We start from the raw sequence: 25,707 nt of genomic DNA on the forward strand, positions 1-25,707 counted from the left end.
ACGAAGCAATGGGCACACAGGAAGATGACCTTGGTTTTTTCGGGTGAAAAAACCAAAACAATCCCCCGTTATCATCCAAACGCCTTATGGAAAAATGCATTGGCGAATGCCCGGTCGGCAAAACGGTAATCTGAACAGGCTTCTATCACGTCCGGCAGCGCGGTGAACAATTGTTCCAAGGCATCCGGCACACCTGTCGCCAAGGCGTAAAAGCTATAGCCGTCAATTTGGCGGATCAAAGGGTTGGCGCGGCGTGGTTGGCCTTTGGCGCTGTCCGGCGGGGTAAATTCTTTGTCATAACGGAGGCCGGATTTGGGGATGATTTCGACATAATAGGCCGTGAAGTCTTTGTATTGGTGCCCTTTGGTCATCACCAGCGTTTCCATTTGGTCATAGACTTTGACTTTGTCAGAGCCTTTGACGGTGTTGTGCTTGTTTTTGATTTCGGCGATGATTTTCTTTTCCGGGCAAACGGCATCGACCACACTACCCGTCCCCAAATCTTGCCAGCCCTGCATCATCCCTAAAATGGCCTGATGGAAGGTGCCGACATGATTTTGCAGGGATTTTTGCGCCTGGCGGTTTTTTTCGCCCGCCAGCCATGCGGCTTCGTCGGCCTTAAAGCCGGACATTTCAAATAACACGGCAAACGGGTCGATGACATTGCGCTCAAAATCCTTATCGGCTTTGGTGCGGGCTTGGATGGCAATATCCAGCAGGCGTTTGACCGCTGTGGTGAGTGCGGCATCGGAAATGAAGCTAAGTTTGGGCATTTTGTGTCCTGGTGTCTGTTGGTCGGGGCGGTTATGCGCTTGGGTTTACAAGCCTAGTTCAAACAATAGCTTGATGGACACATAAACAACCAGCAAGCTGCCGGACCAATAAAGGAGGTGTTGTACCGGTTTTTTGCGGAACGCCGTTAATAGGCTTGGGCGTTTGCCAAGCTGTTGGCTTTGCAAATAAACTTCCCGCGCGGCCGAAAACCGTTGTTGTTGGTAGTGTGCCAGCAATTCCCGCGCTTGCTGCAATTGCCCGTGATCCCTCAGCCATAAGGCGGGCATCGAAATTCCCCAGTTTCCCGCCGAGGTTTCATAAAAATCTATGTCTTGGTCAGCCAGCAGTTCCCGCACTTCATCAGCTTCATCGTCAGGCACGCCGCGTAAGGGAAATAATAAGATAGTCATGGGAAGTGGTGGCTTGGCAAATTTTTAAGGATAGCGGCCATTATAGGCCTGGTTAAATTGCTGCGACAACGGCTTCGACTCACTGCTTGCGGTTTGCTATAATATCCGGCTTGTTACCTGATGTCCGCACCCTGTTAAGGATTCAACGGGAGGATGTGGTATCCAATTACAAAGCCGTTAAGAAACTGGTCGGTATCATCCGTTATCCGGCGTTTATGTTTATATAGGGATCAATGTCAAACTTCGCTAAAGAAATTATTGCTGTCAATCTCGAAGACGAGATGAAACAGTCTTATCTCGATTACGCCATGAGCGTGATCGTGGGCCGTGCCCTTCCTGATGTCCGTGATGGCCTAAAGCCTGTCCATAGGCGTGTGCTTTACGCGATGAGCGAATTGGGCAATGACTGGAACAAACCTTATAAGAAATCCGCACGTATCGTCGGGGATGTCATCGGTAAATACCACCCGCATGGTGACACGGCCGTGTATGACACGATGGTGCGCATGGCCCAGCCGTTTTCGATGCGTTATATGCTCATCGACGGGCAGGGTAACTTTGGTTCTGTCGATGGCGACGCGCCCGCCGCGATGCGTTACACCGAAGTGCGCATGGCGAAAATAGCCCATGAATTATTGGCGGACATTGACAAGGAAACCGTCAATTTCATCCCCAACTACGACGAATCCGAATCCGAACCGCAGGTATTGCCGACCCGTTTGCCGACCTTATTGGTCAACGGTTCATCCGGCATTGCTGTTGGTATGGCGACCAATATCCCGCCCCATAATTTGGGTGAAGTCATCAGTGCTTGTCTGGCGTTTTGTGACAATCCAGAAATCACCGTGATGGAGCTGATGCAGTTGATTCCGGGCCCGGATTTCCCGACCGCCGCGATCATTAATGGCGCGTCCGGCATTTACAGTGCTTACACCACCGGACGCGGCAAAATCTATTTACGCGCCCGTTGCCATTTTGAAGATATTGGCGACAGTAGCCGTCAAGCGATTATCGTCACCGAATTGCCGTATCAGGTCAATAAAGCACGGTTGCTGGAAAAAATCGCCGAATTGGTGAAAGAAGGCAAAATCGACGGCATTTCCGGTTTACGCGATGAATCCGATAAAGACGGAATGCGCATGGTCATCGAGCTAAAGCGCAATGAAATGCCCGATGTGGTGCTGAACAACCTCTACAAGCAAACCCAGTTTGAAACCGTGTTCGGTATCAATATGGTGGCCTTGTTGGATGGCCGCCCGCATTGCATGAGCTTGAAAGAGATCATCGCCGCGTTCATTGACCACCGCCGCGAAATCATCACCCGCCGCACGATTTATTTGCTCCGTAAAGCCCGCGAACGCGCCCATGTCTTGGAAGGCTTGGCGGTCGCGTTGGCGAATATCGACGAAATGATCGAGCTGATTAAAACTTCCGCCAGCCGCGAGGAAGCCAAAAACGGCTTGTTGGCGAAAGTGTGGGATGCAGGTTTGGTCGGTTCTTTGTTGGAACGGGCCGATGCCAGCCGCTCCAGGCCCGATGATTTACCGGAAGCCTTTGGTATTCATGGCGGCATTTACCAGCTTTCTGAAATCCAAGCCCAAGCGATTTTGGATTTGCGCCTGCACCGTTTGACCGGACTTGAGCAAGACAAAATCGTTGCCGAATACAAAGAATTGCTCACCCAAATAGACGGATATTTGTACATCCTCAGCAATGACAGCCGTTTGATGGAAATCATCCGTGAAGAATTGGCGGAGATTAATGCCCAATACGCCGATCCGCGCCGTACCGAAATTGTCCAAAACCAATTGGATTTGTCCGATGGCGATTTGATCACCGTTGAAGATATGGTCGTGACCATGTCGCATGAAGGTTATGTCAAATCCCAACCCTTGACCGATTACAAGGCCCAGCGCCGTGGCGGTCGTGGTAAGTCGGCAACGGCGATGAAAGAAACCGATTACATCGACAAGTTGATCGTCGCCAACACCCACGATACGATTTTGTGCTTCTCGTCGCTGGGCAAAGTCTATTGGCTGAAAGTTTACCAATTGCCTGTCGCCAGCCGCGCCGCGCGTGGCAAGCCGTTTGTCAACCTGTTGCCTTTGGAAGACGGCGAAAAAATCAACGCGCTGTTGCCGATCCAGGAATTTTCAGAAAATAAATTCATTTTCATGGCGACTTCGGCGGGCACTGTCAAAAAGACCCCGCTCAACGAATTTGAACGCCAACGTAGCACTGGCAAAATCGCCATTGACTTGCGCGAAGAAGATACCTTGGTGGGTGTTGCGGTCACTGACGGCCAGCAAAATGCCTTATTGTTCTGTAGCTCCGGCAAAGCCGTGTGTTTTAACGAAACCGACGTGCGCTCGATGGGGCGTACCGCTTCCGGTGTGCGCGGGATGCGTCTTCAAGAAGGCCATAAAGTCATTTCCTTGATTATCGCCACCGAAGGCACGGTGCTGAACATCACCGAAAATGGCTATGGCAAACGCACCAAGCTCGAAGAGTTCACCTGCCACAAACGCGGCGGCCAAGGCTTGATCGCCATCCAAACCTCCGAGCGCAACGGCGCGGTGGTCGGTGCGGTGTTGGTCAACGATAACGACGAAATCATGCTGATTAGCGACGGCGGCACACTGGTGCGTACCCGTGTCGATGAAATTTCTGTGGTCGGACGTAACACCCAAGGCGTCACCATCATCCGTTTGGACAAAGGCGAAAAAGTGATTGGGGTTGACCGGATTGCGGGCTTGGCCGGGGATGATGATGGCAGTATCGAGGACGATGATTTAACGGGCGAAAATACCGTCGCCGACACCGATGATGAACAGCCATCAGGAGAAGAATAATGTCCAGAGTTTACAATTTCAGCGCCGGCCCTTCCACCTTACCGGAAGCGGTTTTGGCGCAAGCCCAACAAGAAATGCTGGAATGGCACGATAGCGGCATGTCGGTGATGGAAATGAGCCATCGCGGCAAGCATTTCGCCATCATCGCCGAAGAGCTGGAAAGCGATTTGCGTAGCTTGATGGCAATTCCTGCCAATTATAAGGTGTTGTTTTTGCAAGGCGGCGCGTCGGGGCAATTTTCGTTTATCCCGCAAAATTTATTAAATGGCAAAACTAAAGCCTGTTATATCAAAACGGGTGCTTGGTCAGAAAAAGCCATTAGCGATGCCAAAAATTACTGCGATGTCGTGCTGACCGCCAGTTCCGAAGCCGAAAAATACACGCATGTGCCGGATGTTGCCGGTTGGGTTATTGATACTGATGCGGCGTATTTGCATTACACGTCCAATGAAACCATCCACGGTGTGGAGTTTTCTGACGTGCCGGACAGCAAAGGCTTGCCGCTGGTGTCAGATATGTCTTCCAATATTTTGTCGCGACCAATTGATGTCAGCCAATACGGTTTGATTTACGCTGGTACGCAAAAAAACATGGGGCCATCCGGTGTCACTATCGTCATTGTCCGCGATGATTTGATCGGACATGCGCCTAAAACTACGCCCGCCGTGTTTAATTATGCCGAGCAAGCGAAAAATCAATCCATGCTCAACACGCCAGCGACGTATAACTGGTACTTGGTGGGCTTGGTGTTGAAATGGCTGCAAGGGCAGGGCGGAGTTGCCGCGATGGAACAACGTAACATTGCCAAAGCTGCGAAGCTGTATCAAGCCATAGACCAATCGGCTTTGTACCGTAACCCCGTTGCCACGCCTTACCGCTCGCGCATGAATGTGCCGTTTATTTTGGCGGATGAAAACTTAGATAAAGCGTTTATCAGCGCAGCAGAAGCCAATGGTTTGTACGAATTGAAAGGCCACCGCTCAGTCGGTGGGATGCGGGCGAGTATTTACAACGCTATGCCAGAAGCGGGTGTTGATGCCTTGATTGCGTTCATGGCTGAATTTGAACGTACGCATTAAAGGATTTGTTATGACGACCGTTACCCCGCTTGCCGAATTAAGGGAAAAAATCGATGCTCTCGACGCGGAAGTTTTGCGTTTGTTAAATGAGCGGGCCAAGTGTGCGATGGAAGTTGCCAAAACCAAAATCGCCCAAGGTGAAGTCGGGACGTTTTACAGGCCAGACCGTGAATCACTGGTGTTGCGGCGTATCCAAGAATTGAACGAAGGGCCGTTATCAAATGATACTGTCATCCGCTTTTTCCGAGAAATCATGTCTGCGTGTTTGGCCTTAGAAAAGCCCTTGGAAGTGGCGTTTTTGGGGCCAGAAGGCACGTTTACCCAACAAGCGGCATTTAAGCATTTTGGTCATGCCGTCAAAACCGTGCCAGCGGCGACGATTAGCGAGATTTTTAACGCGGTCGAAACGGGGTTGTGCCAGTTCGGCGTTGTGCCAGTGGAAAATTCCACCGAAGGCGTGATTAGCCACACTTTGGATAGGTTGCTGGCATCGCCGTTAAAAATTTGCGGGGAAGTGGAAATCCGTGTCCATCAAAACCTGTTAGGTTTGGCAGAAAATTTGGCGGACATCACTACGGTGTATTCGCATCAGCAATCCCTGGCGCAATGTCGGCAATGGTTGGATAAATATTTGCCAAACCCCCAGCGTGTCGCCGTCAGCAGCAACGCCGAAGCCGCGCGGTTGGCGGCGAGCGATAAGCAATTTGCCGCGATTGCCGGTATCGCCGCCGCCGATGTTTATCAATTGCCTGTCATTGAAAAAAATATCGAAGACATTGCCAACAACACCACGCGCTTCATTATTATTGGCCAGCAAACGTCAACATCGACAGGCAAGGACAAAACGTCCTTGGTGGTGTCCACTGGCAACAAACCGGGCGCGTTGCACCGCACACTCGAGCCGTTTGCGAGGTTTGGCGTGGATATGGTGAACATTGAATCCCGGCCTTCGCACCAAGGTTTGTGGGATTATGTGTTCTTTATTGATGTCCAAGGCCACGCCGATGACCCGCAAGTCGCTGGTGCGTTGGCGGCTTTGCAAGGCCAAGTCAATATGCTGAAAATATTAGGTTCTTATCCGAAAGCGGTGTTCTGATATGGCGAAAATCACCCAATTGTCTGATTTGGATTTGGAACAAACCTACACCTATGCCGATTATTTGACGTGGCGGTTTGACGAAACCGTGGAATTGTTGCGTGGCAAAATATCGCTGATGAGTCCTGAGCCGAGTTTTAACCATCAAAGCATTTCAAAAAATTTGTTGGTGGAGATCGGTTTTTATTTGAAAGGCAAATCTTGCCAAGTGTTTCATGCGCCGTTTGATGTGCGTTTATATGACCGCAAGAAATCATTGATGGCAAATGCGGATATTTACACCGTCGTGCAGCCGGATTTATGCATCATCTGCGATAACGCTAAATTGGATAGTCGGGGTTGCCTAGGCGCCCCCGATTGGATTATCGAAATCTTGTCCAAAAGCACCGCGCAAAAAGACACCCAAACCAAGTTCCAGCTCTACCAAGAAGCGGGCGTAAAAGAATATTGGCTGGTTTATCCTTATGAAGCCACCGTGTCGCAATTTGTGCTGGACGAATCCGAAGAAAAATATCAATTGGTTAAAATGCTCTCACCGCAAGATAGGGTCAGTCCTTTGTTGTTTCCAGAGCTATCAATTGATTTGCAAGAAATTTTTTTAAAGTAAACGGCGTTCAACTTAACTGTGAACAAGATGCTCCCTGAAATGCCCGGGCTCCAATGGGAACACTACGCACCCTGCATACCCAAATGGTTCATTAATTTGCTAAGGATCGTTTTTTTGGGCTTGGGCGTTTTCATGGCGAAGGTTGTTTTTGCGAATTGGCAAATGATGCCATTGTGGGTGTCCCTATTGTTTTGTGTCCTGATACCTGTCATTTTTTTGGGGGTATTCCATTCCAGAGGATTGGGTTTTTGGGCGTCAAACCCTTTGTTTTTGGCTGATCACCTGGGTATGTATTTGAGTGATTCAAACCGGGTTGTTTGGGCCATTGGCGTTAAACAGCCACAAAATAGGTGGCTTTTTGTGCCGTGGGAGAATATTTCCAAAATTTGGGTTGCCACCATTAGCGATTCTGACGGTTATTCAAAAAGCGCGGTTTTAGATGTGAATGCTTCACTTGAAGAAGTTAACCAGTTTTTTGGATATGTCATTGTTGGTGAAAATAAAAGAAAAAATAGATATGAATATGTCCGTGCTGATAAACAGCAATGCGAAACGGGTGATGTGTCCGTAGGTTTTTATTCAGGCCCATTCCCTAATCAAAATAAGGTAGTCGCCACCTTGCTCGATTGGAAGCGGCGACATACAAGCCATTTATCCCAGATTCATTAACACTTGCCCTTTAAATTGACGGGCGCAAACAATGACCGATACTTTATTATTCCCATGAATAACACAAACATTTACCAGCTCGCCGTAACAGGCGTGCAAAAATTAATCCCTTACAAAGCCGGCAAGCCTATCGAAGAGCTGGAACGCGAATTGGGTTTGACGCAAATCATCAAACTGGCTTCCAACGAAAACCCCTTAGGCCCAGGCAAGCAAGCAATAGCGGCGATCCAAAAAGCCTTGCCCGAATTGGCCTTATATCCTGATGGCAGCGGCTTCCATTTAAAACAGGCTTTGGCGACGAAATATGCGCTGGATGCCAGCCAAATCACCTTGGGCAATGGCTCTAACGAATTGCTGGAATTGGTGGCACGGGCATTTTTGATCCCCGAGTTAGAAGTGGTGTTCTCGCAACATGCGTTTGCCGTTTACCCGTTGGTGACGCAGGCGGTGGGGGCGACGGCGGTGGTCGTGCCAGCCAAAGAGTATGGCCATGACTTAGCCGGTATGGCGCAGGCGGTCACAGCGAAAACCCGCTTGGTGTTTATCGCCAACCCTAACAATCCGACCGGAACGTTATTGGCGCAAGCGGAATTGGAGCAGTTTATCGGCGCATTGCCGGATACCGTGATTTGCGTCTTGGATGAGGCCTATTTTGAATTCGTCAGCCAATCTGCCGCCATCAACTCTATAGACTGGCTGAAAAAATTCCCTAACTTGATCATCACCCGCACATTCTCCAAAGCCTACGGCTTGGCTGGCTTGCGGGTTGGTTATAGCCTGTCTTGCCCTGAAATCGCCGATATTTTGAATCGCGTCCGCCAACCGTTTAACAACAACAGCTTGGCGCTTGCGGCTGCGGAAGCGGCCTTGGCGGATGAAGAACATTTACACAATACCATCAGTAACAACCGCCTAGGGATGCAACAGTTGACCGATGGTTTTAAAGCCTTGGGTTTGCCGTGGATACCGTCAGCGGGCAATTTCGTGTCAGTGGACGTCAAGCGTGAAGGGATGCCTGTATATGAAGCCTTGTTGCGCAAAGGCGTCATTGTCCGGCCTGTGGCAAATTATGAAATGCCCGGTTTCCTTCGTATCAGCATCGGCACGCCAGCTGAAAATACGCTGTTTTTACAGGCGTTAAGCGAAGTTCTGGACTGATATGTTCAACAAGCTTTGCATTATAGGCGTAGGCTTAATTGGCGGGTCTATCGCCAAAACGGCGCGTTTGCAGAATTTGGCTACGGTGATTGTTGGCTTTGGGCGTGAAGACGATGTGCAAAACTTGCAAACCGCCCGGCAAATAGGAGTGATTGATGCGTATTATCTGGATATTGCCGTAGCGGTCGCCGATGCTGACCTGGTGATTATTGCCACTCCTGTAGCGAGCACTGCTGATGTGTTGAGGTTATTGCAACCGTACTGGTCGGCCAACACGGTTTATACCGATGTCGGCAGCACCAAAGGTAGCGTGCTGGCCGCCGCCCAAGCCGTATTTGGGCAAGTGCCGGACAATTTTGTCCCCGCCCACCCGATTGCCGGGGCCGAGCAAAGCGGTGTGCTGGCTGCGGTGGATGGCCTGTTTGCCAATAAGCGATTGATCATTACGCCTGTGGAAACGACGGATACCGAGGCTTTACGTAAAATCCAGCGGTTTTGGCAAGGCTTGGGTTCGGCGGTTTCCGTTATGGAGGCTACCCATCATGACCAAATCTTGGCGGCCACCAGCCATTTGCCGCATATCCTAGCCTTCGCGCTGGTCGATATGCTTGGTCATAAAGACGAGCAAAGTGAAATCTTTAAATACGCGGCGGGTGGGTTTAAGGACTTTACCCGTATTGCTTCTAGTGATCCAGGTATGTGGACTGCAATTTGCGAAGCCAATAAACAAGAGATTTTGCCTTTAATTGACCAGCTTCAAATGGAATTGGCAAAGTTGCATGATTTATTGGCGGCTGATGATTATTCGCAATTGTTTGCTACTTTTGCTTATGCTAAAACGGCGCGGCAGCGGTTTTTGGAGCAGTTTGATAAGCAACAAAACCAGTTGCAATAAAGATTTAGATTAAATGCCCCAGAGATAATTTCCCTCAAGCCACTATTAGAAAGTTACGCGAAAGGGTGGCTTTGCGTTGCTCAAATCCTGATTGCCGAGTTCCAACTCACGCCCCTTCAAATCAATCGAATGACGGAGTGAATAACACTGGAGTTGCTGCACATATATGTGCGGCATCAAAAGGCGGAGCGCGCTATAAGCTTGAAATGACGGACAAACAGCGCAAATCAATTGATAATGCCATTTGGTTGTGTGCAAATTGCTCGATAAAAATTGACCGAGATGAAGAAACCTATCCCGTACAGCTTCTATTGGAGTGGAAATCTCACGCAGAAGAAAATGCGAAATTAGAGCAGGGCAAAAAACTCCCAAGAAAAGAAGATGCTATTGATACTACAGCAATGGCATTAACTGGTTTTCCAAAACGTTTTATAACTGATGCCATATCAAATATTCATCAAGCGTCTGCAAAATCATTAGAGGCAATTGATCCTAGATTTGAAGTTAAAACTGCTCACACTGAAAATGGAACACATTTTATGTTTTTTGCAAAGCAAAATGTTCCATTTAATTTGAATGTTGAAAAAACATATGCAGATGATTTTTTTGGGAAATTTAACAATTTATTAGAGCATGGAGAAGAGTTAGAAGTAAATTCTCGTGCAATTCAATTTGAAAAACTTCCATTTTTTGATGATTTTTCTGCTCAATTTGAGGATGGAAGTTTAATAATTGCCCCAAGTAAAACAATCCAATCGGTACAGAAATTATGGATTACAGAACAATTAACGGGCAATGTCGAAACATTTGATGATGTAGTTGGGGAAATTAGATTAGGAAATAAATCTTTTACTTTTAAAGGCAGTGCTTGTAACGGGCTTTTTAACGTTTCCTTAAGTAGGATGCCGTTGAATTCAAATCTGAATGGAAGTATTGAATTTTCGTTATTAACTGAAGGTTGGGAAGGTATTGATATTTGCTCCTTGCCTTACTTTAATAAAATCTCATCTTTCTTTTCAAAGCTAATAGTTGGATGGAAATTAAACACTACTTTGGAAATTAATGGTGAGAGATTATTGGTTGCAAAGGAAAAGAAGTTTGACGATTCTAGCATGGAAGTATTTTATGGTTTTCTTAAGTACATTGAGCGAGTCCAGGTCGTATCGAGATTCACTGGTGTAAAATTGCAATATTCATCAAAAGTCAGTTTTACAGCCGAGGAACATGAATATTTGGCAGATGTTGTGGAAGTTTTTCAAGGAAATCAGTTTGATACGAAATTATCTAAAAATGCAACTTGTGAATTAATTGCAGATTCTGAAGCAAAAAATGTTGAATTCTTAATGGATATGAAACAACCCGTTCTTATTGAATTCATAGAAAGTACAAGAGAACAAATAGAGCTATTTGGCACAAAAATAACATTGCCCAATAAGAAGATAAGTATGGAATCCGTTTTGCCGAAAATAGACCAAGACATATCAGATATTAAAGATGGTGATATTGTTACAATTGAATGGATTCCATGTGAAAATTTTTCCGCAAAAATAAGCTATGAAAATGCGATATAACTAAGAAGTAAAAACTTTAATTTTTAACAAACTTTTTTCATTTAACCATATAAAACCATGTCAAAATCAATAACTTTCCATATCCAACCCGGCGGCAAACTGCACGGTGAAACCCGTGTCCCTGGTGATAAATCCATGTCGCACCGCTCGATTATGCTCGGCTCTTTGGCAGACGGTGTCACCCATGTCACGGGCTTTTTGGAAGCTGAAGACGCGTTGGCGACTTTGCAGGCGTTTCGGGATATGGGGGTGGAAATTGAAGGCCCGACTAATGGTTGCGTGACCATCCATGGTGTTGGCAAGCATGGTTTGAAAGAACCCAAAAATGAGCTGTATCTGGGCAATTCCGGCACGTCTATGCGTTTGCTGAGCGGTTTGTTGGCAGGCCAGCCGTTCAATTGCGTGTTGACGGGTGATAAATCCTTGTCTGGCCGCCCTATGAAACGGGTCACCGATCCGTTGGCAACGATGGGCGCGGACATTAAAACCACAGAAAACGGCACCGCACCTTTGCATATCACAGGCAAAGCCGGACAGTTGCAAGCCATTGATTACACCATGCCGATTGCCAGTGCCCAGGTCAAATCCTGTTTGTTGTTGGCGGGTATGTATGCACAAGGCGAAACCCGCGTGACCGAACCTGCACCCACCCGCGACCACACCGAGCGGATGTTGGCGGGTTTTTCGTATCCGGTCAAACGCGAAGGCAGCACGGCGGTCATTTCTTCCGAAGGCAGTTTGAAAGCCATGGACATTGACGTGCCTAGCGATATTTCATCGGCGGCATTTTTCTTGGTCGGTGCGTCAATTGCCCCTGGTTCTGATGTGACCTTGAAACACGTTGGCATCAATCCGACCCGTACGGGCGTTATCGACATTTTGCGTTTGATGGGTGCGAATATTGAGGTGCTGGACCCGCGTGAAGTGGGCGGTGAACCCGTCGCTGATTTGCATGTGGTTTACAGCCCATTAAAAGGTATTGATATTCCAGAACATTTAGTGCCGTTGGCGATTGACGAATTCCCCGTGCTGTTTGTCGCCGCCGCTTGTGCGGAAGGCCAAACCCGTTTGAGCGGTGCGGAAGAATTGCGCGTGAAAGAATCTGACCGTATTCAAGTGATGGCGGATGGTTTGCAAATTTTGGGTGTCGATGCCCAGCCAACACCGGATGGCATGGTCATCAACGGCGGTAGGCCTATCGGCGGTGGCGTGGTGACTTCACATGGCGACCACCGTATCGCGATGTCGTTTTCTATAGCCGGATTGCGTGCCAATGCGCCGATTACGGTTTTAGATTGCGCTAACGTCAATACTTCTTTCCCTGAATTTAAAGATTTGGTGAAAGACTTAGGTTTAGCTTTGGTTTGCACCGAGGAATAGGCATGGGCACTCCGGTATTGACCATAGATGGTCCCAGCGGTGCAGGTAAAGGCACGGTCAGCCGTTTGTTGGCGAAACAATTGGGCTGGCATTATTTGGATAGCGGCTCGATTTACCGCTCCTTGGCGATTGCCTTGGCTAAACAGGATGTCCGTGTCGATGATGTTGCCATGATCGTTAAGATAGCCAAAGCGATGGTCTTAGAGTTTGAATGCGACGAGGGTTTAGTCGTCAAATTAGACAAAGAAGATATAACTGCGCAGCTAGGGTTAGAGTCAACGGGCAATGCCGCATCTATTATTGCTGCCTTGCCAGAAGTTAGGGAAGTGTTGCTACAAAAGCAACAGGATTTTAGGCAAGCACCTGGTTTGGTTGCTGACGGCAGGGATATGGGGACAGTGGTTTTCCCCAATGCCGAGAAAAAAGTGTTTTTGACGGCAAGTAGTGAAAAAAGGGCGGAGCGCCGATATAAACAGTTGAAAGAAAAAGGAATTGATGCTAATCTAGCAAGCTTAACAAAAGAGATAGAAGAGCGTGATCGTCGTGATAGGGAGCGGGCAACCGCGCCACTTAGAATGGCGAGCGGTGCGCTTTTTATTGATTCTTCTGATATGACAATTGACGCTGTGATTAATAAGGTGCTCGACTTTATCCAATGAGGGTAAGCCAGATACTGAATTTGTCCAGTTTTTTTAACTTCACATACAAAATAAGGCTAGGTTGTTCCGACCAGCTTGGGAATAGAAAATGAGCGAAAGCTTTGCAGCATTACTTGAAGAAAGTTTAACCAAGACCAAAATGAGTCCTGGTGCCATGTTGATAGGTACTGTAATTGACATCGAAAACGATATGGTCATCGTCAGCACCCATTCAAAATCAGAAGGTGTCATCCCAAAATGGCAATTTCTAAACAACGATGGCGAATTGGAAGTTGCTATTGGTGATGAAATCGAAGTCGCATTGGATTTATTTGAAGACGGTTTAGGTGCTACCCTTCTTTCCCGAGATAAAGCTAAGAAAAACAAAGCTTGGTTCGAACTTGAAACCGCATTTGAAAAAGAAGCGACAATTGTTGGTCGTATCACAGGTAAAGTCCGTGGCGGTTTCACTGTTGCCGTTGGCGCATTACGGGCGTTCTTGCCGGGTTCATTAGTGGATGTCCGCCCTATCCGTGACACCACTTTCTTAGAAAACCGTGACCTTGATTTCAAAGTCATCAAAATTGACCAAAAACGTAATAACGTGGTCTTGTCACGCCGTGCCGTGGTTGAAAAGGAATACAGCGCAGAAAGGGAAGAATTGCTGAAAACCTTGGAAGAAGGCGCAATTGTTACTGGTGTTGTCAAAAATTTGACCGATTACGGCGCGTTCATTGATTTGGGCGGCATTGACGGCCTGTTGCACATCACCGACATGGCCTGGAGACGCGTCCGCCACCCTTCCGAGTGTGTGGAAATCGGCCAAGAAATTAAAGTGAAGGTTCTGAAATACGACAAAGATAAAAACCGTGTGTCGTTGGGCATGAAACAAATGAACGAAGACCCATGGCAAAACATCGCCCGCCGTTACCCTGCCGGAACCCGCGTGTTCGGTAAGGTCAACAACTTGACTGACTACGGTTGTTTCGTTGAAATCGAAGAAGGCGTTGAAGGTTTGGTGCACGTTTCTGAAATGGATTGGACCAACAAAAACGTCAACCCATCTAAACTGGTGCAATTGGGCGATGAAGTTGAAATTATGGTCTTGGAAATCGACGAAGAACGCCGCCGTATTTCTTTGGGCATGAAACAATGCAAAACCAACCCTTGGGATGAATTTGCGGCAACCCATAACAAAGGCGACAAAATCTCCGGTAAAATCAAATCCATCACTGATTTCGGCATTTTCATCGGCCTGGATGGCGGTATTGATGGTCTGGTGCATATGTCCGACATTTCTTGGGCAGAAGGCGGGGAAGCGTCAGTCCGTGAATTCAAGAAAGGCGATGAGCTGGAAACGGTTATTCTTGCGGTCGATTCTGAGCGTGAACGTATCTCTTTAGGTATTAAACAATTGGAGCAAGACCCTTTCCAAAATTTCCTTGCGACCCACGAGAAAGGCAGCTTGGTGAAAGGCACGATTAAAGAAGTTGATGCCAAAGGTGCTGTGGTGACATTGGCGGATCATGTTGAAGGTTACCTCCGTGCTTCTGAAATTCAACGTGACCGTGTAGAAGATGCCCGCACTTTGCTGAAGGAAGGCGATACCTTGGAAGCAAAATTCATAGGTGTTGACAAAAAGAGCAAATCTATTTCTTTGTCCATAAAAGCGAAAGATCAGGACGAAGAAACTCATACCATTAAAGACCATTCACAGCAATCAAGCGGTTCACCGACTTTTGCGGATATCTTTAAGCAAATAGAAAAATAAAATTATCACGGAAGGTATGCTGTAAAAGCATACCTTTTGCCGATCATTTTAATTGTAATCTTACTGAAACAAACTTCTCTCTTTAAGAAGAATTATTGACAGGTGACGGTGCTGTAGTGGTGCCATCGTTTTTGGTAGCCTCGTCGCTGACGGAGAGGACAGTCCACTTGCAGATTCATGTTGGTGGTGTTTCGACCATCGGATGTGCGGGTGTGGATTTAAACATAGGATAGAATGTGACAAAATCCGAATTAATTGAAGCCCTAGCTAAACAACAGCCACATCTTGCTTTGAAGGATGTCGAGTTGGCAGTGAAATGTATCATTGAAAAAATGAATGAGGCATTGTCTACTGGTGAAAGAATCGAGATCAGAGGGTTCGGCAGTTTTTCCCTGCACATGCGTCCCCCTCGTGTTGGGCGCAACCCTAAAACGGGTGAATCTGTAACCTTGTCAAAAAAATACGTGCCTCATTTTAAGCCCGGCAAAGAACTACGCGACCGCGTAGACGCCTCGCGGGAAAAATGTAACATCGTTGACTAGAAAAAGAATCAACGCAGGTTAGCAGCGGCCATTCGCTATGGCTGCGTTGATTTGTCTTGAGCAATACCCCCATCCCCCCAGCGATTATCGCTTAAAACCCGGTTTCCTCCCGTTCAGTTCCTGGCTATTAGCTATCCCTGGTAGATGCTTGCATCATGCCTAGCCCTATCAGTTTCATGGTGTTTTGAAATGCCTTTTGACTGAATCCGATTGTGTGATATATTCATTATTAATGAGAATGATTATTGATTAATCTTCATTCTGTTTAATTTTTATGCACAATCATGGATGCTTTTATGGCCCTCAATTTAAAAAATCTTCATGTTGGTGATTTAGGCAAAATAGTCGGTTTTGAACAATCCGGCAAAGCTTACCGTAAACGCCTGTTGGCTATGGGGTTGACCCCAGGGACCCCGTTCAGTGTCACCCGCTTCGCGCCTATGGGTGACCCGGTCGAAATCAAATTACGTGGTTTTTCCTTAACCTTACGTAAGGACGAAGCGGCGATCCTGCTGATAGAGAAGCTGTAATGCACCCTGATTTTACTGTAGGTGTGGTCGGCAATCCTAATTGTGGCAAAACAACTTTGTTCAATGCGTTGACGGGCGCCAGGCAACATGTCGGCAATTGGCCAGGTGTCACCGTGGAAAAAAAATCCGGTGAATATTCCCATGATGGCAAAACTATTGAGCTGGTGGATTTGCCCGGCACGTATTCATTGGAAGCCGCTGATGACCAAGTCTCTTTAGATGAAAAAGTGGCCCGCGATTATGTCGCTTCCAGGCAAGCCGATCTGGTCATCAACATCATTGACGCATCCAATATCGAACGCAATCTCTACCTGACCTCGCAATTGATAGAAATGCGGGTGCCGATGGTATTGGTGCTGAACATGATGGATGCCGTCAAACAGCGGGGCATAAAAATTGACATTGACACGCTGTCCGCTGAACTTGGCTGCCCAGTCATCCCTATTACGGCATCGGCCAAACATGGCATAACAGCTTTAAAAGCCGCGATCAACAAAGCCGCGCAATCCCAACCCGTGCCAACCGTTGTCATTAACTATTGCCCAACTTTGGAACAGGCCGTCAGCGAATTGTCGGGCGATTTGCAAGAAATAGCGGCGGGTTACCCCTGCGATGTGCGCTGGTTAGCCCTGCGTCTGCTTGAAGATGACACGCTAGCCAAACAAATCGGCGGGGCGGCGATTTTGCCAAAAGTGTCAGGATTACAAAGGCGTGTCGAAGAAGAAAGCGATGATGAAATCGACATCCTCGCCGCCGATGCCCGTTATGGCTTTGTCAACCGTCTGACCCAGCTTGCCGTTTGTAAAATCAACGAAGTCAGCCGCCACACCACCGAAGTGATAGACCGCTTCGTGCTGAACCGTTTCCTGGGCATTCCGGTGTTCTTGCTGGTGATGTACGCTATGTTCATGTTCACCATCAACATTGGCAGCGCGTTCATTGACTTTTTCGACCAAGCGTTTGGCGCAGTGCTCGTCGATGGTTTGGGCGTATTGTTGGCCAGCTGGCCAGTCCCCGAATGGCTGGCCGTCCTTATAACCAAAGGCATAGGCAGCGGCATCCAAGTCGTCGCCACCTTCATCCCGATTGTCGGTTTCCTGTTCCTGTTCCTGTCCGCGCTTGAAGATTCCGGCTACATGGCTCGTGCGGCGTTTGTCATGGACCGGTTCATGCGCATGATGGGCTTGCCGGGAAAATCCTTCGTGCCGATGATCGTCGGTTTTGGCTGCAATGTCCCTGCGATTATGGCGACGCGCACTTTAGAAAACCAGCGCGACCGTATCCTCACCAACTTAATGAACCCGTTCATGTCCTGCGGGGCGCGTTTGCCCGTGTACGCGTTATTTGCCGCCGCTTTTTTCCCGGTCGGCGGGCAAAACCTAGTTTTTGGTTTGTACTTGCTAGGCATTGCCGTGGCGGTCATCACCGGCCTCATTATGCGCCACACCATGTTCAAAGGCGAAACCACGCCATTCATTATGGAGCTGCCCGCCTACCATTTGCCGACCATCAACGGCGTCTGCATCAGGACTTGGGACAGGCTCAAATCCTTCTTATTTAATGCCGGGAAAGTCATCGTGCCAATGGTGTTGGTGCTGAATTTTTTAAATGCCGTCGGCACGGACGGCACCTTCGGGCGTGAAAACAGCGACAAATCGGTGTTAAGTGAAATCGGGCGTAGCTTGACCCCTGCCTTTAAACCGATGGGCATCAGCGACAACAACTGGCCCGCCACCGTCGGCATTTTCACGGGCGTGCTGGCGAAAGAAGCCGTAGTTGGCACGCTAGATGCTCTGTATAGCCAACTTGGCGGTGACACGAATCCCGCCGTACCACAAGCCGAGTTTAATCTCCAACAAGCCTTGATGGATGCGCTACTGACCATCCCTAAAAACCTGCGTGATGTCGCAGACAACGCCTTAGACCCGCTAGGTTTGAATATCGGCAACGTCAACGATTTGAACGCCGCCGCCACTGAGCAAGAAGTCAAGACCGCCACCTTTGCCGCCATGCAGCGCAGTTTTGACGGCAAGGCGGGCGCATTCGCCTATCTTTTGTTTATCCTGCTCTACGCCCCGTGTGTCACGGCCACCGCCGCGATCTACCGTGAAACCAATATGGCGTGGACGATTTTCGTCGTCTGCTGGACGACAGGCATTGCCTATTTGACGGCCACGGTTTTCTACCAAACCATGACATACGCCCGGCATCCCTTTTATTCATTAGTCTGGATCAACGGCCTGCTGATGGCTTTTGCGCTGGTATGGTTGGGGTTGTGGCTAACAGGCAGGCATACGGATAAAAACCAGCAACAGGAGGTGTTGAAATGATCATAGAAATGCGGGAATTTTTGCAGGAACAGCACCGTGTTGCCTTAAAGGACTTGGTGACCCATTTCGGGGTCGAGCCGGACGCAATACGTGGCATGTTAGGCAAATGGATCAGCAAAGGCAAAGTGCGCAAATTATCTTTGGAGGCCAACTGCGGCGGCAGTTGCTGCAAATGCGACCCGACGTTGACCGAGTTGTACGAATGGGTGGATAAGATCCAGTGAAGCGAGTAACACGTAAGGAGCGAAGCCGGATTACGGGATTTGCCAACTCCGCCATGCTGTATTTAATCGGGTTGATTCGGTACGGGTGTTTGAAATTGGGCATTGTGCAGTTTCGAGACCCTGTATTTCGCTATCGCTGCATACGGGCCACCTCGCTACCCGTAACGTTTTAGTAGCCATGGCTATTTTGAAACGTTAGGGGGAATTTAAAATTCCTGAGCGGGGCACCCTTGTTTTGCAACCCCGCCCCAACTATTAACAACCTCGTTCCAGCTCCAGCAACTTCGTCCCCAGCGTTTCAACCATGATAGGTGGCGCCACAAAGCGTTACGGACGGCTTGGATAGCCTGCATCATACAGACAGTTTCCCCACAAATTAGCTTCTTCTTGTGAAAAAAATCACAAGCAAATAGAGATATGCTTCAACCCGACCCGAAATTGGGTTAAGCTGATAAGCTTTTTCATTTTCCCCTCTTGATAGTAGCTGAATTACCAATGACCGAATTACAATCCAATCATTTAGTGGCATATTTAACTGAAGTGCGTGGTAATGGCATGGATGCCAGGGTCACAGATGAATACACCACCAATTTGCCGTTGATCAAAATTGATGAGGAAGAAATCCTCGCCGGGCATGTCGGTTCCTACGTGGTGGTCAGCCAGGCTAATATTTCGGTGATGGCGCTGGTGTTTAAAACCTGGGAACAGGATCGTTTTGACAAGCAGGATGAGCGCTTGACCGACCGTTATATTTCGTTGATTCCGGTCGGTGAACTTCAAGGTGACGGGACGTTTGTGCGCGGCGTCCGCCATTACCCGACTCCGGGCGCGAAAGTGTTTGCGGTGGGGGTCAAGGAAATCAATGCGATTTTCGCAAGGTTTAGGCAATACGAGTTTTATATCGGGCAATTGTCTTCGCACAAGGATTATCAGGTCAGTTTAGACCCAAAAGCGTTTTTTGGCCGCCATTTTGCCATTATCGGGCAATCGGGGGCCGGTAAATCCTGGACGGTGGCCAGCCTGATCCAAAGCACGATCAAGGCGATGCCTAATTGCCATATGATCATGCTGGATTTACACGGTGAATACGCCTGGAAAACGCCACATGGGATAGTCAAGTCGGCGTTTCCCAGCCACCAGGTCAATTATGTGGAAGCCACGGAATTGGAAATGCCGTATTGGATGATGAGCTATTCCGAGTTGGTGGATTTGTTTGTGGATAGGGAAGATAAAAGTGCGACTATGCAAATGTCGTATATGCGTGAGGTGATCCAACAACTGAAACGCAAGGAGGCGCAAAAAATCGGTTTGCCGACGGTGTCGGTCGATACGCCGATTTATTTTTCGTTGGCGGAACTGTACATGCATTTCAAGTCGGCGAACGAAGAGCGGCGGGAATTTGGTAAAGTCCAAGGCGCGTTATTCGGGCAATTTGATGAATTCCTGATCAGGATGCAAAGCCGTTTTAATGATGTCCGCTATGACTTTTTGCTCAAACCCAAAATACGCAATACCTCCGAAAGCATGGTCTCTTTGTTGCGCCATTTTGTCGGTCTAGGCGAGCATAAGGCGAATATCAACATTGTCGATTTAAGTTCGGTGCCAACCGACATCAGGCCCGCGATTTCGGCGCAAGTGGGGCGCTTGGTGTATGAGTTCAATTACTGGAACCCGCAACGGCGGGAATTTCCGATCACCCTTATCTGCGAAGAGGCGCATGCCTATATCCCCAGGGAAAAAGGCGGCCCGTTTGACGGCACTAAAAAAGTGATGGAACGGATCGCTAAAGAAGGCCGTAAATATGGGGTTTCTATTGGTGTGGTCAGCCAACGCCCGACGGAGCTGTCAGAAACCATGCTCGCGCAATGCAGCTCGTTTATTTGTATGCGCACCTCCAACCCTGACGACCAGGCTTATATCAAAGGCCTGATGCCGGAAGCGGAAGGCGATATGGCGGATGTGTTAAGTTCCTTGGGCCGTGGCGAGGCATTGGTGTTAGGCGAAGCCGCGCCATTGCCAACACGGGTGCAAATTTACCGGCCCAACCCCGAACCTAAAAGTAACGACGTTGATTATTATACTAACTGGCGGGCAGGTGCGATGGATCTGGATGTCGAAGAAATTGTCAATTTGTGGCGGACGCAGACCAGGAAATCAGTTTAAGCCAAATGCGGCAGGCCTTGCGCCAGGATGCTGGCGGCCATCCATAAGCCGATGGCGGTATAGACCAGCCTGGGCAACCATTCGGCGAACGCTTCGTCTTGCAACGCCAGGTTTTCGGCGTCTATTTCGGTAAAATGCAGTAAGGTTCCGGCCAGTTGGCCGCTGTGTTCGCCGCTCTTGATGATTTGCAAGGTGTTGGCTTTCATTAGCGCCACGCTTGCCAACGTTTCGGCAACACTCGAACCGGTTTCCATCATGGCCAAGGCTGGGGCAAATTGTTTTCTGAGCGGTGTGTTTTTGATGCTGGCGATGGCTTGCGGTAATGCCGTTGTGAAGGGCTGCCCCGCGTCCAGCAGCATTGCCAGCATGAAGAAAAAGGTGTTTAGCTGGCGGTCAGTGACCCACTTTGCAATGGGCGGCACCCGTAATTGCAAGTGGTGCCATTCCGCCATGAGGTTCATTGAAGCCAAAATACGGGGCAGTTTTATCAGCAGCGTAATGCCTATCGCCATGGTCAGCAGTTGGCCGGCGCTTTCATAAAGGTACCTGCCCAAACTGATTTTTGCGGCCACTAATTGGGGGAGCGGTTGGACAAAAAAAGCCATGGCCAATATGAACGCTGGCAAATACAGGCGTGAGCGCATTTTTTGCTGGCGTTTCGCGACGCCGCTGTAATAATCCGCCAGTTTTTTGTAGAGTTCGGCCAGTTTGCCGCTATTTTCTGCCGCAGCAATCAAAACCCTATGGTTATCGTCAAAAAGGCCTGCCTTGAATCCCGCATCCGCTATTTTCTGGCCCGATTTTAACCGTGCCGGCATTGTGTCGAGGCGCTTGCGTAAGGTGGTGTCGTTTTTGGCGATCATGCCAAAAGCCTCCGCTGCCGGAAAGCCCGCTTTCTCGGTGTGGGCCAGTTGCAAAAACAACCGCGCGTGGCTTTCGGCGTCTAGTGCCGCGTGTCTGGTAGGTTTGGGCATAACGGCTGGCTAATAAAAAAGTAAAATTTCCTCCTGGTATTATTCACTAGAATTTGGGGGCCGGACAAAGGTTTTCGTAAATCAGGCATTAATCCCGCCCTTGGGCGGATGCGTCAGGTAAAATACGGTTTTTATATAAATTAAAGTCACGCAGAATGAGCAAACAAGAGAAAACCTTAACCATGACGGTGTTGATGACGCCGGACATGGCGAATTTTTCCGGCAATGTCCACGGCGGTTCTTTGTTGAAGCTGTTGGATCAGGTGGCTTATGCCTGTGCCGCGAAATATTGCAAGCAATATGTCGTTACGGCGGCGTTAGACCAGGTATTCTTCAAACAGCACGTCAATGTCGGCGAGTTGGTGACGTTTAATGCGCGGGTCAACCATGTCGGGCGTTCGTCAATGGAAATTGGCGTGAAAGTGGTGGCCGAGCATTTGCGCACTTATGAAAAAAGGCATACCACCTCATGTTATTTCACGATGGTCGCTATTGATGAGCATGGCAAGTCGGTGGAAGTGCCCAGGTTGGAGCTAGAAACCGAAGAGGAAAGGCGCCTGTATGCGGCGGCGGAAATGCGCAAAAAATTACGCCAGGAAAGCTTGGAAAGAAGCCGGGCGTTAATGAATGACAGCGGGGATGACGAATAAGTGGCCTTACAAGAGAATTTTGAACAACTGCCGTTAAAGGACTTTGCCGAGAAGGCGTATTTGGATTATTCCATGTACGTGATCCTTGACCGGGCCCTGCCAAGTTTGGCGGACGGCCTGAAACCCGTGCAGCGGCGTATTGTGTACGCCATGTCCGAGCTGGGGCTGAACGCCGCCGCCAAATACAAAAAGTCCGCGCGTACTGTCGGGGATGTGTTGGGTAAATACCATCCGCACGGCGACTCGGCGTGTTACGAGGCGATGGTGCTGATGGCGCAGGATTTTTCTTACCGCTATCCGCTGATCGACGGGCAGGGCAACTGGGGCTCGCCCGATGATCCGAAATCCTTCGCCGCCATGCGTTACACCGAATCACGCCTGACCGCCTACGCGAACACCTTGCTCAGCGAATTGGAACAAGGCACGGTGGAATGGACGGACAATTTTGACGGCACCTTGAAAGAGCCATCGTTGTTGCCCGCCAGGTTACCCAATATCCTGCTCAACGGCACGATGGGCATTGCCGTGGGCATGGCGACCGACATCCCGCCGCATAACCTGCGCGAAGTGGCAAACGCTTGCATCGCCTTGCTGGATGATCCCGATAGCCCGCCGGAAATGGTGTTCCAGCACATCAAAGGCCCGGATTATCCGACTTCGGCCGAAATCATCACCTCGGCGGAAGACATCCAAAAAATCTACAACACGGGTGGCGGTTCGGTGAAGATGCGTGCCAAATACGAGCTGGAAGATGGCGTGATCGTCATCACCGCTTTGCCGCATCAAGTCTCCGGCAACAAATTGATGGAACAGATCGCCGCACAAATGCTGGCGAAAAAATTGCCGATGATTGAGGATTTGCGTGACGAGTCCGACCATGAAAACCCCACGCGCTTGCTGATCATCCCGAAAACCAAACGCGGCTTGGATGTGGATGCGGTCATGTCGCATCTGTTCGCCACCACCGATTTGGAAAAAAGTTACCGCATCAACCTGAATATGATCGGCTTGGACGGCAGGCCGCAAGTGAAAAACTTGTATGGAATCCTCGTCGAATGGTTGTCGTTCCGTACCCAAACCGTGCGCCGCCGTTTGCAATTTAGGTTGGATAAAGTGCTGGCGCGCCTGCATATCCTTGATGGTTTATTGATAGCCTACCTGAATATTGACGAAGTCATCGCTATTATCCGCAACGAAGACAAACCCAAACCCGTGCTGATGGCACGTTTTGGCCTCAGCGATGTGCAAGCCGAAGCGATTTTGGAATTGAAGCTGCGGCATTTGGCGAAATTGGAAGAGATGAAAATTCGCGGCGAACAAGATGAACTGGCGAAAGAGCGCGACAGTCTGGAAAAAACCTTAGGCTCCGAACGCTTACTGAACCGCCTCATCAAAAAAGAATTGCAAGGCGATGCCGAGAAATACGGCGACGACCGCCGCTCGCCCATCGTCGAACGCGAAGCGGCACAAGCCTTGGATGCCGTCGCCCTGATCAGCAATGAGCCATTGACGGTGATCTTGTCGGAAAAAGGCTGGATCCGGGCGGCAAAAGGCCATGATATTGACGTGGCGGCCTTAGGTTACCGTTCCGGTGACAGCTTCCTTGACGCTATTAAATGCCGCTCCACCCAGCCAATCTATATTTTTGATTCCACAGGCAAGGTTTACAGCACCTCTACGCATGATTTGCCGTCCGCCCGTACCCAAGGCGAACCCCTGACGGCAAGGCTGAATCCGTCGGCAGGCGCGTTGTTCACGCATTTGTTGGCAGGCAATCCAGATGACTGGATCGTGTTGGCCAGCGATTTTGGCCTAGGTTTTAAAGTGCAATTAAAAGAGTTGTTGACTAAAAACAAGGCCGGAAAAGCCGTGATAACCTTGGCGGATAAGGCAAGGTTACTGAAACCCGCTTTTGTCCAGAATGATTCGGATTTGCTGGCCGTGGCCACTTTACAAGGGCGGCTGTTGATTTTTCCCGTGGCGGATTTGCCGGCGTTGGCGCGCGGCAAGGGCAATAAGCTGGTGCAACTGACCACAAGCGAGGTGCAAAGCGGTAAGGACCGCTTGGTTGCGGCCCTTGTCCTGCCTGTAGGTTCAGCCTTGAAAGTGGTGTCAGGCAAGCAGTTCCTGACACTCAAGCCTGCCGATATAGCGCAGTATTCGGGCAAACGGGCGAATCGGGGCTCACATTTGCCGCGTGGTTTTCAGCGGGTGGATGGCTTGCTATTGGACTAGCGGGTTTTACGATGGGTAGGGCGTACAAAATAGAATTTTGTACGCCTCTTTTTTAAGCGGACAGCCATGCGGCGCGGCAGTGTGCGTGGCTTAGGGATAAATGCGTTTATCCTGCTTTTAGGCTTTGTAAATCAATCACAAACCGGTATTTCACATCGCTTTTCAAAACCCGCTGATAGGCTTCGTTAATTTGTTGGATGGGGATCATTTCTATGTCAGAAGTGATGTTGTGCTTGGCGCAGAAATCCAGCATTTCTTGGGTTTCTTTTAAGCCGCCAATTAAAGAGCCTGCGATATTACGGCGTTTGAAAATCAAATTGCCGACAGAGGGCGAGGGATGTGGTTGGTCAGGCACACCGACTAGGCATAAAGTGCCATCGCGTTTGAGCAAGGCCGTGTAAGCATCGAGGTTATGCGGTGCGGCGACGGTGTTGAGGATAAAATCAAAGCTCAACGAATGGCGGGCCATTTCTTCAGGGTTTTTTGAAATCACCACGCTGTCCGCCCCTAGGCGTTTGGCATCGGCGATTTTGTCCGGCGAAGTTGTGAACAGCACCACTTCCGCGCCCAGCGCATGGGCGAATTTGACGGCCATGTGCCCCAAACCCCCTAAACCGACGACGCCGACTTTATCGCCAGCCCCAACTTGCCAGTGCATCAATGGCGAATAGGTGGTTATGCCTGCACATAACAGGGGGGCGGTGGCGGCCAGATTGAGGTTGGCGGCAATTTTTAAGACAAAATGTTGGTCAACAACGATGTTGTCGGAATAGCCGCCATAAGTGTTTCCGCCACTGTGCGGGTCAGGGCTGTTGTAAGTGAACACCGGATGGTCGCAATATTGCTCCAAATCCTCTTGGCATTCCGGGCAAGTGCGGCAGGAGCCGACTAGGCAGCCAACGCCGACCGTATCACCGGCTTTAAACCGGGTCACGGCACTGCCGATATTGATGACTTTGCCGACAATTTCGTGTCCTGGCACCATCGGGAAGGAGGCATTGCCCCATTCGTTACGGACTTGGTGGATGTCCGAATGGCAAACGCCGCAGTAGAGTATGTCGATATGGACATCGGTAGGTAGCAGTTCGCGGCGTTTGAACTGGAATGGCACCAAAGGTGAAGTGTGGGTGTGGGCTGCATAGCCTAGGCTGGGATACAT

The 25,707-nt window shown here is 49.2% G+C and carries 22 protein-coding genes; 18 read left to right on the forward strand and 4 right to left on the reverse strand.

Annotated elements, in window-relative coordinates:
• Positions 1–71 precede the first annotated feature (71 nt).
• Positions 72–773 carry an Eco47II family restriction endonuclease gene (locus tag METMI_RS0110700; protein ID WP_019866288.1) on the reverse strand — a complete coding sequence of 234 codons (702 nt, stop codon included), beginning with the start codon at positions 771–773 and terminating at the stop codon, positions 72–74.
• Between the two features lie 45 nt (positions 774–818).
• A complete protein-coding gene (locus tag METMI_RS0110705; protein ID WP_019866289.1) occupies positions 819–1,184 on the reverse strand; it encodes a DUF6164 family protein in 366 nt (121 codons plus the stop codon).
• Between the two features lie 233 nt (positions 1,185–1,417).
• Between METMI_RS0110705 and gyrA the strand changes: the two genes are divergently transcribed.
• From gyrA to METMI_RS0110785, 16 genes are all read left to right on the forward strand, one after another.
• Positions 1,418–4,036 (forward strand): DNA gyrase subunit A, encoded by a 2,619-nt coding sequence (gene gyrA / locus METMI_RS0110710; protein ID WP_019866290.1) that lies wholly within the window; start codon positions 1,418–1,420, stop codon positions 4,034–4,036.
• On the forward strand, positions 4,036–5,115 hold the full coding sequence (gene serC / locus METMI_RS0110715) for a 3-phosphoserine/phosphohydroxythreonine transaminase (RefSeq protein WP_019866291.1): 1,080 nt from the start codon (positions 4,036–4,038) through the stop codon (positions 5,113–5,115). The genes gyrA and serC overlap by 1 nt, the downstream gene beginning before the upstream one ends.
• A gap of 10 nt (positions 5,116–5,125) precedes the next feature.
• Positions 5,126–6,211 (forward strand): prephenate dehydratase, encoded by a 1,086-nt coding sequence (pheA, locus tag METMI_RS0110720; protein WP_019866292.1) that lies wholly within the window; start codon positions 5,126–5,128, stop codon positions 6,209–6,211.
• Between the two features lies 1 nt (position 6,212).
• Positions 6,213–6,818, forward strand: coding sequence for a Uma2 family endonuclease (locus tag METMI_RS0110725; RefSeq protein ID WP_019866293.1), 606 nt, complete (start codon positions 6,213–6,215; stop codon positions 6,816–6,818).
• 132 nt (positions 6,819–6,950) lie between these two features.
• Positions 6,951–7,487, forward strand: a complete 537-nt coding sequence (locus METMI_RS0110730) for a hypothetical protein (protein WP_156829818.1) — start codon at positions 6,951–6,953, stop codon at positions 7,485–7,487.
• Positions 7,488–7,541: 54 nt separating this feature from the next.
• A complete protein-coding gene (gene hisC / locus METMI_RS0110735) occupies positions 7,542–8,645 on the forward strand; it encodes a histidinol-phosphate transaminase (RefSeq protein WP_019866295.1) in 1,104 nt (367 codons plus the stop codon).
• Between the two features lies 1 nt (position 8,646).
• Positions 8,647–9,540: a prephenate dehydrogenase gene (locus METMI_RS0110740; protein ID WP_019866296.1), complete on the forward strand. Its 894-nt coding sequence runs from the start codon at positions 8,647–8,649 to the stop codon at positions 9,538–9,540.
• A gap of 137 nt (positions 9,541–9,677) precedes the next feature.
• The gene (locus METMI_RS25455) at positions 9,678–11,111 is read left to right on the forward strand and encodes a hypothetical protein (RefSeq protein WP_156829819.1); all 1,434 of its coding nucleotides are present in this window, start codon (positions 9,678–9,680) and stop codon (positions 11,109–11,111) included.
• Between the two features lie 57 nt (positions 11,112–11,168).
• Entirely contained in the window at positions 11,169–12,491 is a 1,323-nt protein-coding gene (aroA, locus tag METMI_RS0110750; RefSeq protein ID WP_019866298.1) for a 3-phosphoshikimate 1-carboxyvinyltransferase, read from the forward strand.
• Positions 12,492–12,493: 2 nt separating this feature from the next.
• Positions 12,494–13,150: a (d)CMP kinase gene (gene cmk / locus METMI_RS0110755; RefSeq protein WP_019866299.1), complete on the forward strand. Its 657-nt coding sequence runs from the start codon at positions 12,494–12,496 to the stop codon at positions 13,148–13,150.
• 88 nt (positions 13,151–13,238) lie between these two features.
• The gene (gene rpsA / locus METMI_RS0110760; RefSeq protein ID WP_019866300.1) at positions 13,239–14,900 is read left to right on the forward strand and encodes a 30S ribosomal protein S1; all 1,662 of its coding nucleotides are present in this window, start codon (positions 13,239–13,241) and stop codon (positions 14,898–14,900) included.
• Between the two features lie 236 nt (positions 14,901–15,136).
• Positions 15,137–15,442: an integration host factor subunit beta gene (locus METMI_RS0110765; RefSeq protein ID WP_019866301.1), complete on the forward strand. Its 306-nt coding sequence runs from the start codon at positions 15,137–15,139 to the stop codon at positions 15,440–15,442.
• Positions 15,443–15,738: 296 nt separating this feature from the next.
• Positions 15,739–15,972: a FeoA family protein gene (locus METMI_RS0110770; protein WP_029151617.1), complete on the forward strand. Its 234-nt coding sequence runs from the start codon at positions 15,739–15,741 to the stop codon at positions 15,970–15,972.
• Entirely contained in the window at positions 15,972–18,302 is a 2,331-nt protein-coding gene (feoB, locus tag METMI_RS0110775; protein WP_019866303.1) for a Fe(2+) transporter permease subunit FeoB, read from the forward strand. Before METMI_RS0110770 ends, feoB begins: the two co-directional genes overlap by 1 nt.
• On the forward strand, positions 18,299–18,526 hold the full coding sequence (locus tag METMI_RS0110780; protein ID WP_019866304.1) for a FeoC-like transcriptional regulator: 228 nt from the start codon (positions 18,299–18,301) through the stop codon (positions 18,524–18,526). The genes feoB and METMI_RS0110780 overlap by 4 nt, the downstream gene beginning before the upstream one ends.
• A gap of 495 nt (positions 18,527–19,021) precedes the next feature.
• On the forward strand, positions 19,022–20,689 hold the full coding sequence (locus METMI_RS0110785) for an ATP-binding protein (RefSeq protein ID WP_019866305.1): 1,668 nt from the start codon (positions 19,022–19,024) through the stop codon (positions 20,687–20,689).
• Here METMI_RS0110785 and METMI_RS0110790 read toward each other — a convergent pair.
• A complete protein-coding gene (locus METMI_RS0110790) occupies positions 20,686–21,663 on the reverse strand; it encodes a type II secretion system F family protein (RefSeq protein ID WP_019866306.1) in 978 nt (325 codons plus the stop codon). The genes METMI_RS0110785 and METMI_RS0110790 overlap by 4 nt on opposite strands.
• Before the next feature lie 155 nt (positions 21,664–21,818).
• Here METMI_RS0110790 and METMI_RS0110795 point away from each other — a divergent pair, with 155 nt between their 5' ends.
• Both METMI_RS0110795 and parC read left to right on the forward strand, forming a co-directional pair.
• The gene (locus METMI_RS0110795) at positions 21,819–22,313 is read left to right on the forward strand and encodes an acyl-CoA thioesterase (protein WP_019866307.1); all 495 of its coding nucleotides are present in this window, start codon (positions 21,819–21,821) and stop codon (positions 22,311–22,313) included.
• Positions 22,314–24,548: a DNA topoisomerase IV subunit A gene (gene parC / locus METMI_RS0110800; protein WP_019866308.1), complete on the forward strand. Its 2,235-nt coding sequence runs from the start codon at positions 22,314–22,316 to the stop codon at positions 24,546–24,548.
• Positions 24,549–24,654: 106 nt separating this feature from the next.
• Here the strand turns inward: parC and METMI_RS0110805 are convergent, their stop codons facing one another.
• A complete protein-coding gene (locus METMI_RS0110805) occupies positions 24,655–25,707 on the reverse strand; it encodes an NAD(P)-dependent alcohol dehydrogenase (RefSeq protein ID WP_019866309.1) in 1,053 nt (350 codons plus the stop codon).

This window comes from Methylovulum miyakonense HT12, assembly GCF_000384075.1.
In the GTDB taxonomy this organism is placed as follows: domain Bacteria; phylum Pseudomonadota; class Gammaproteobacteria; order Methylococcales; family Methylomonadaceae; genus Methylovulum; species Methylovulum miyakonense.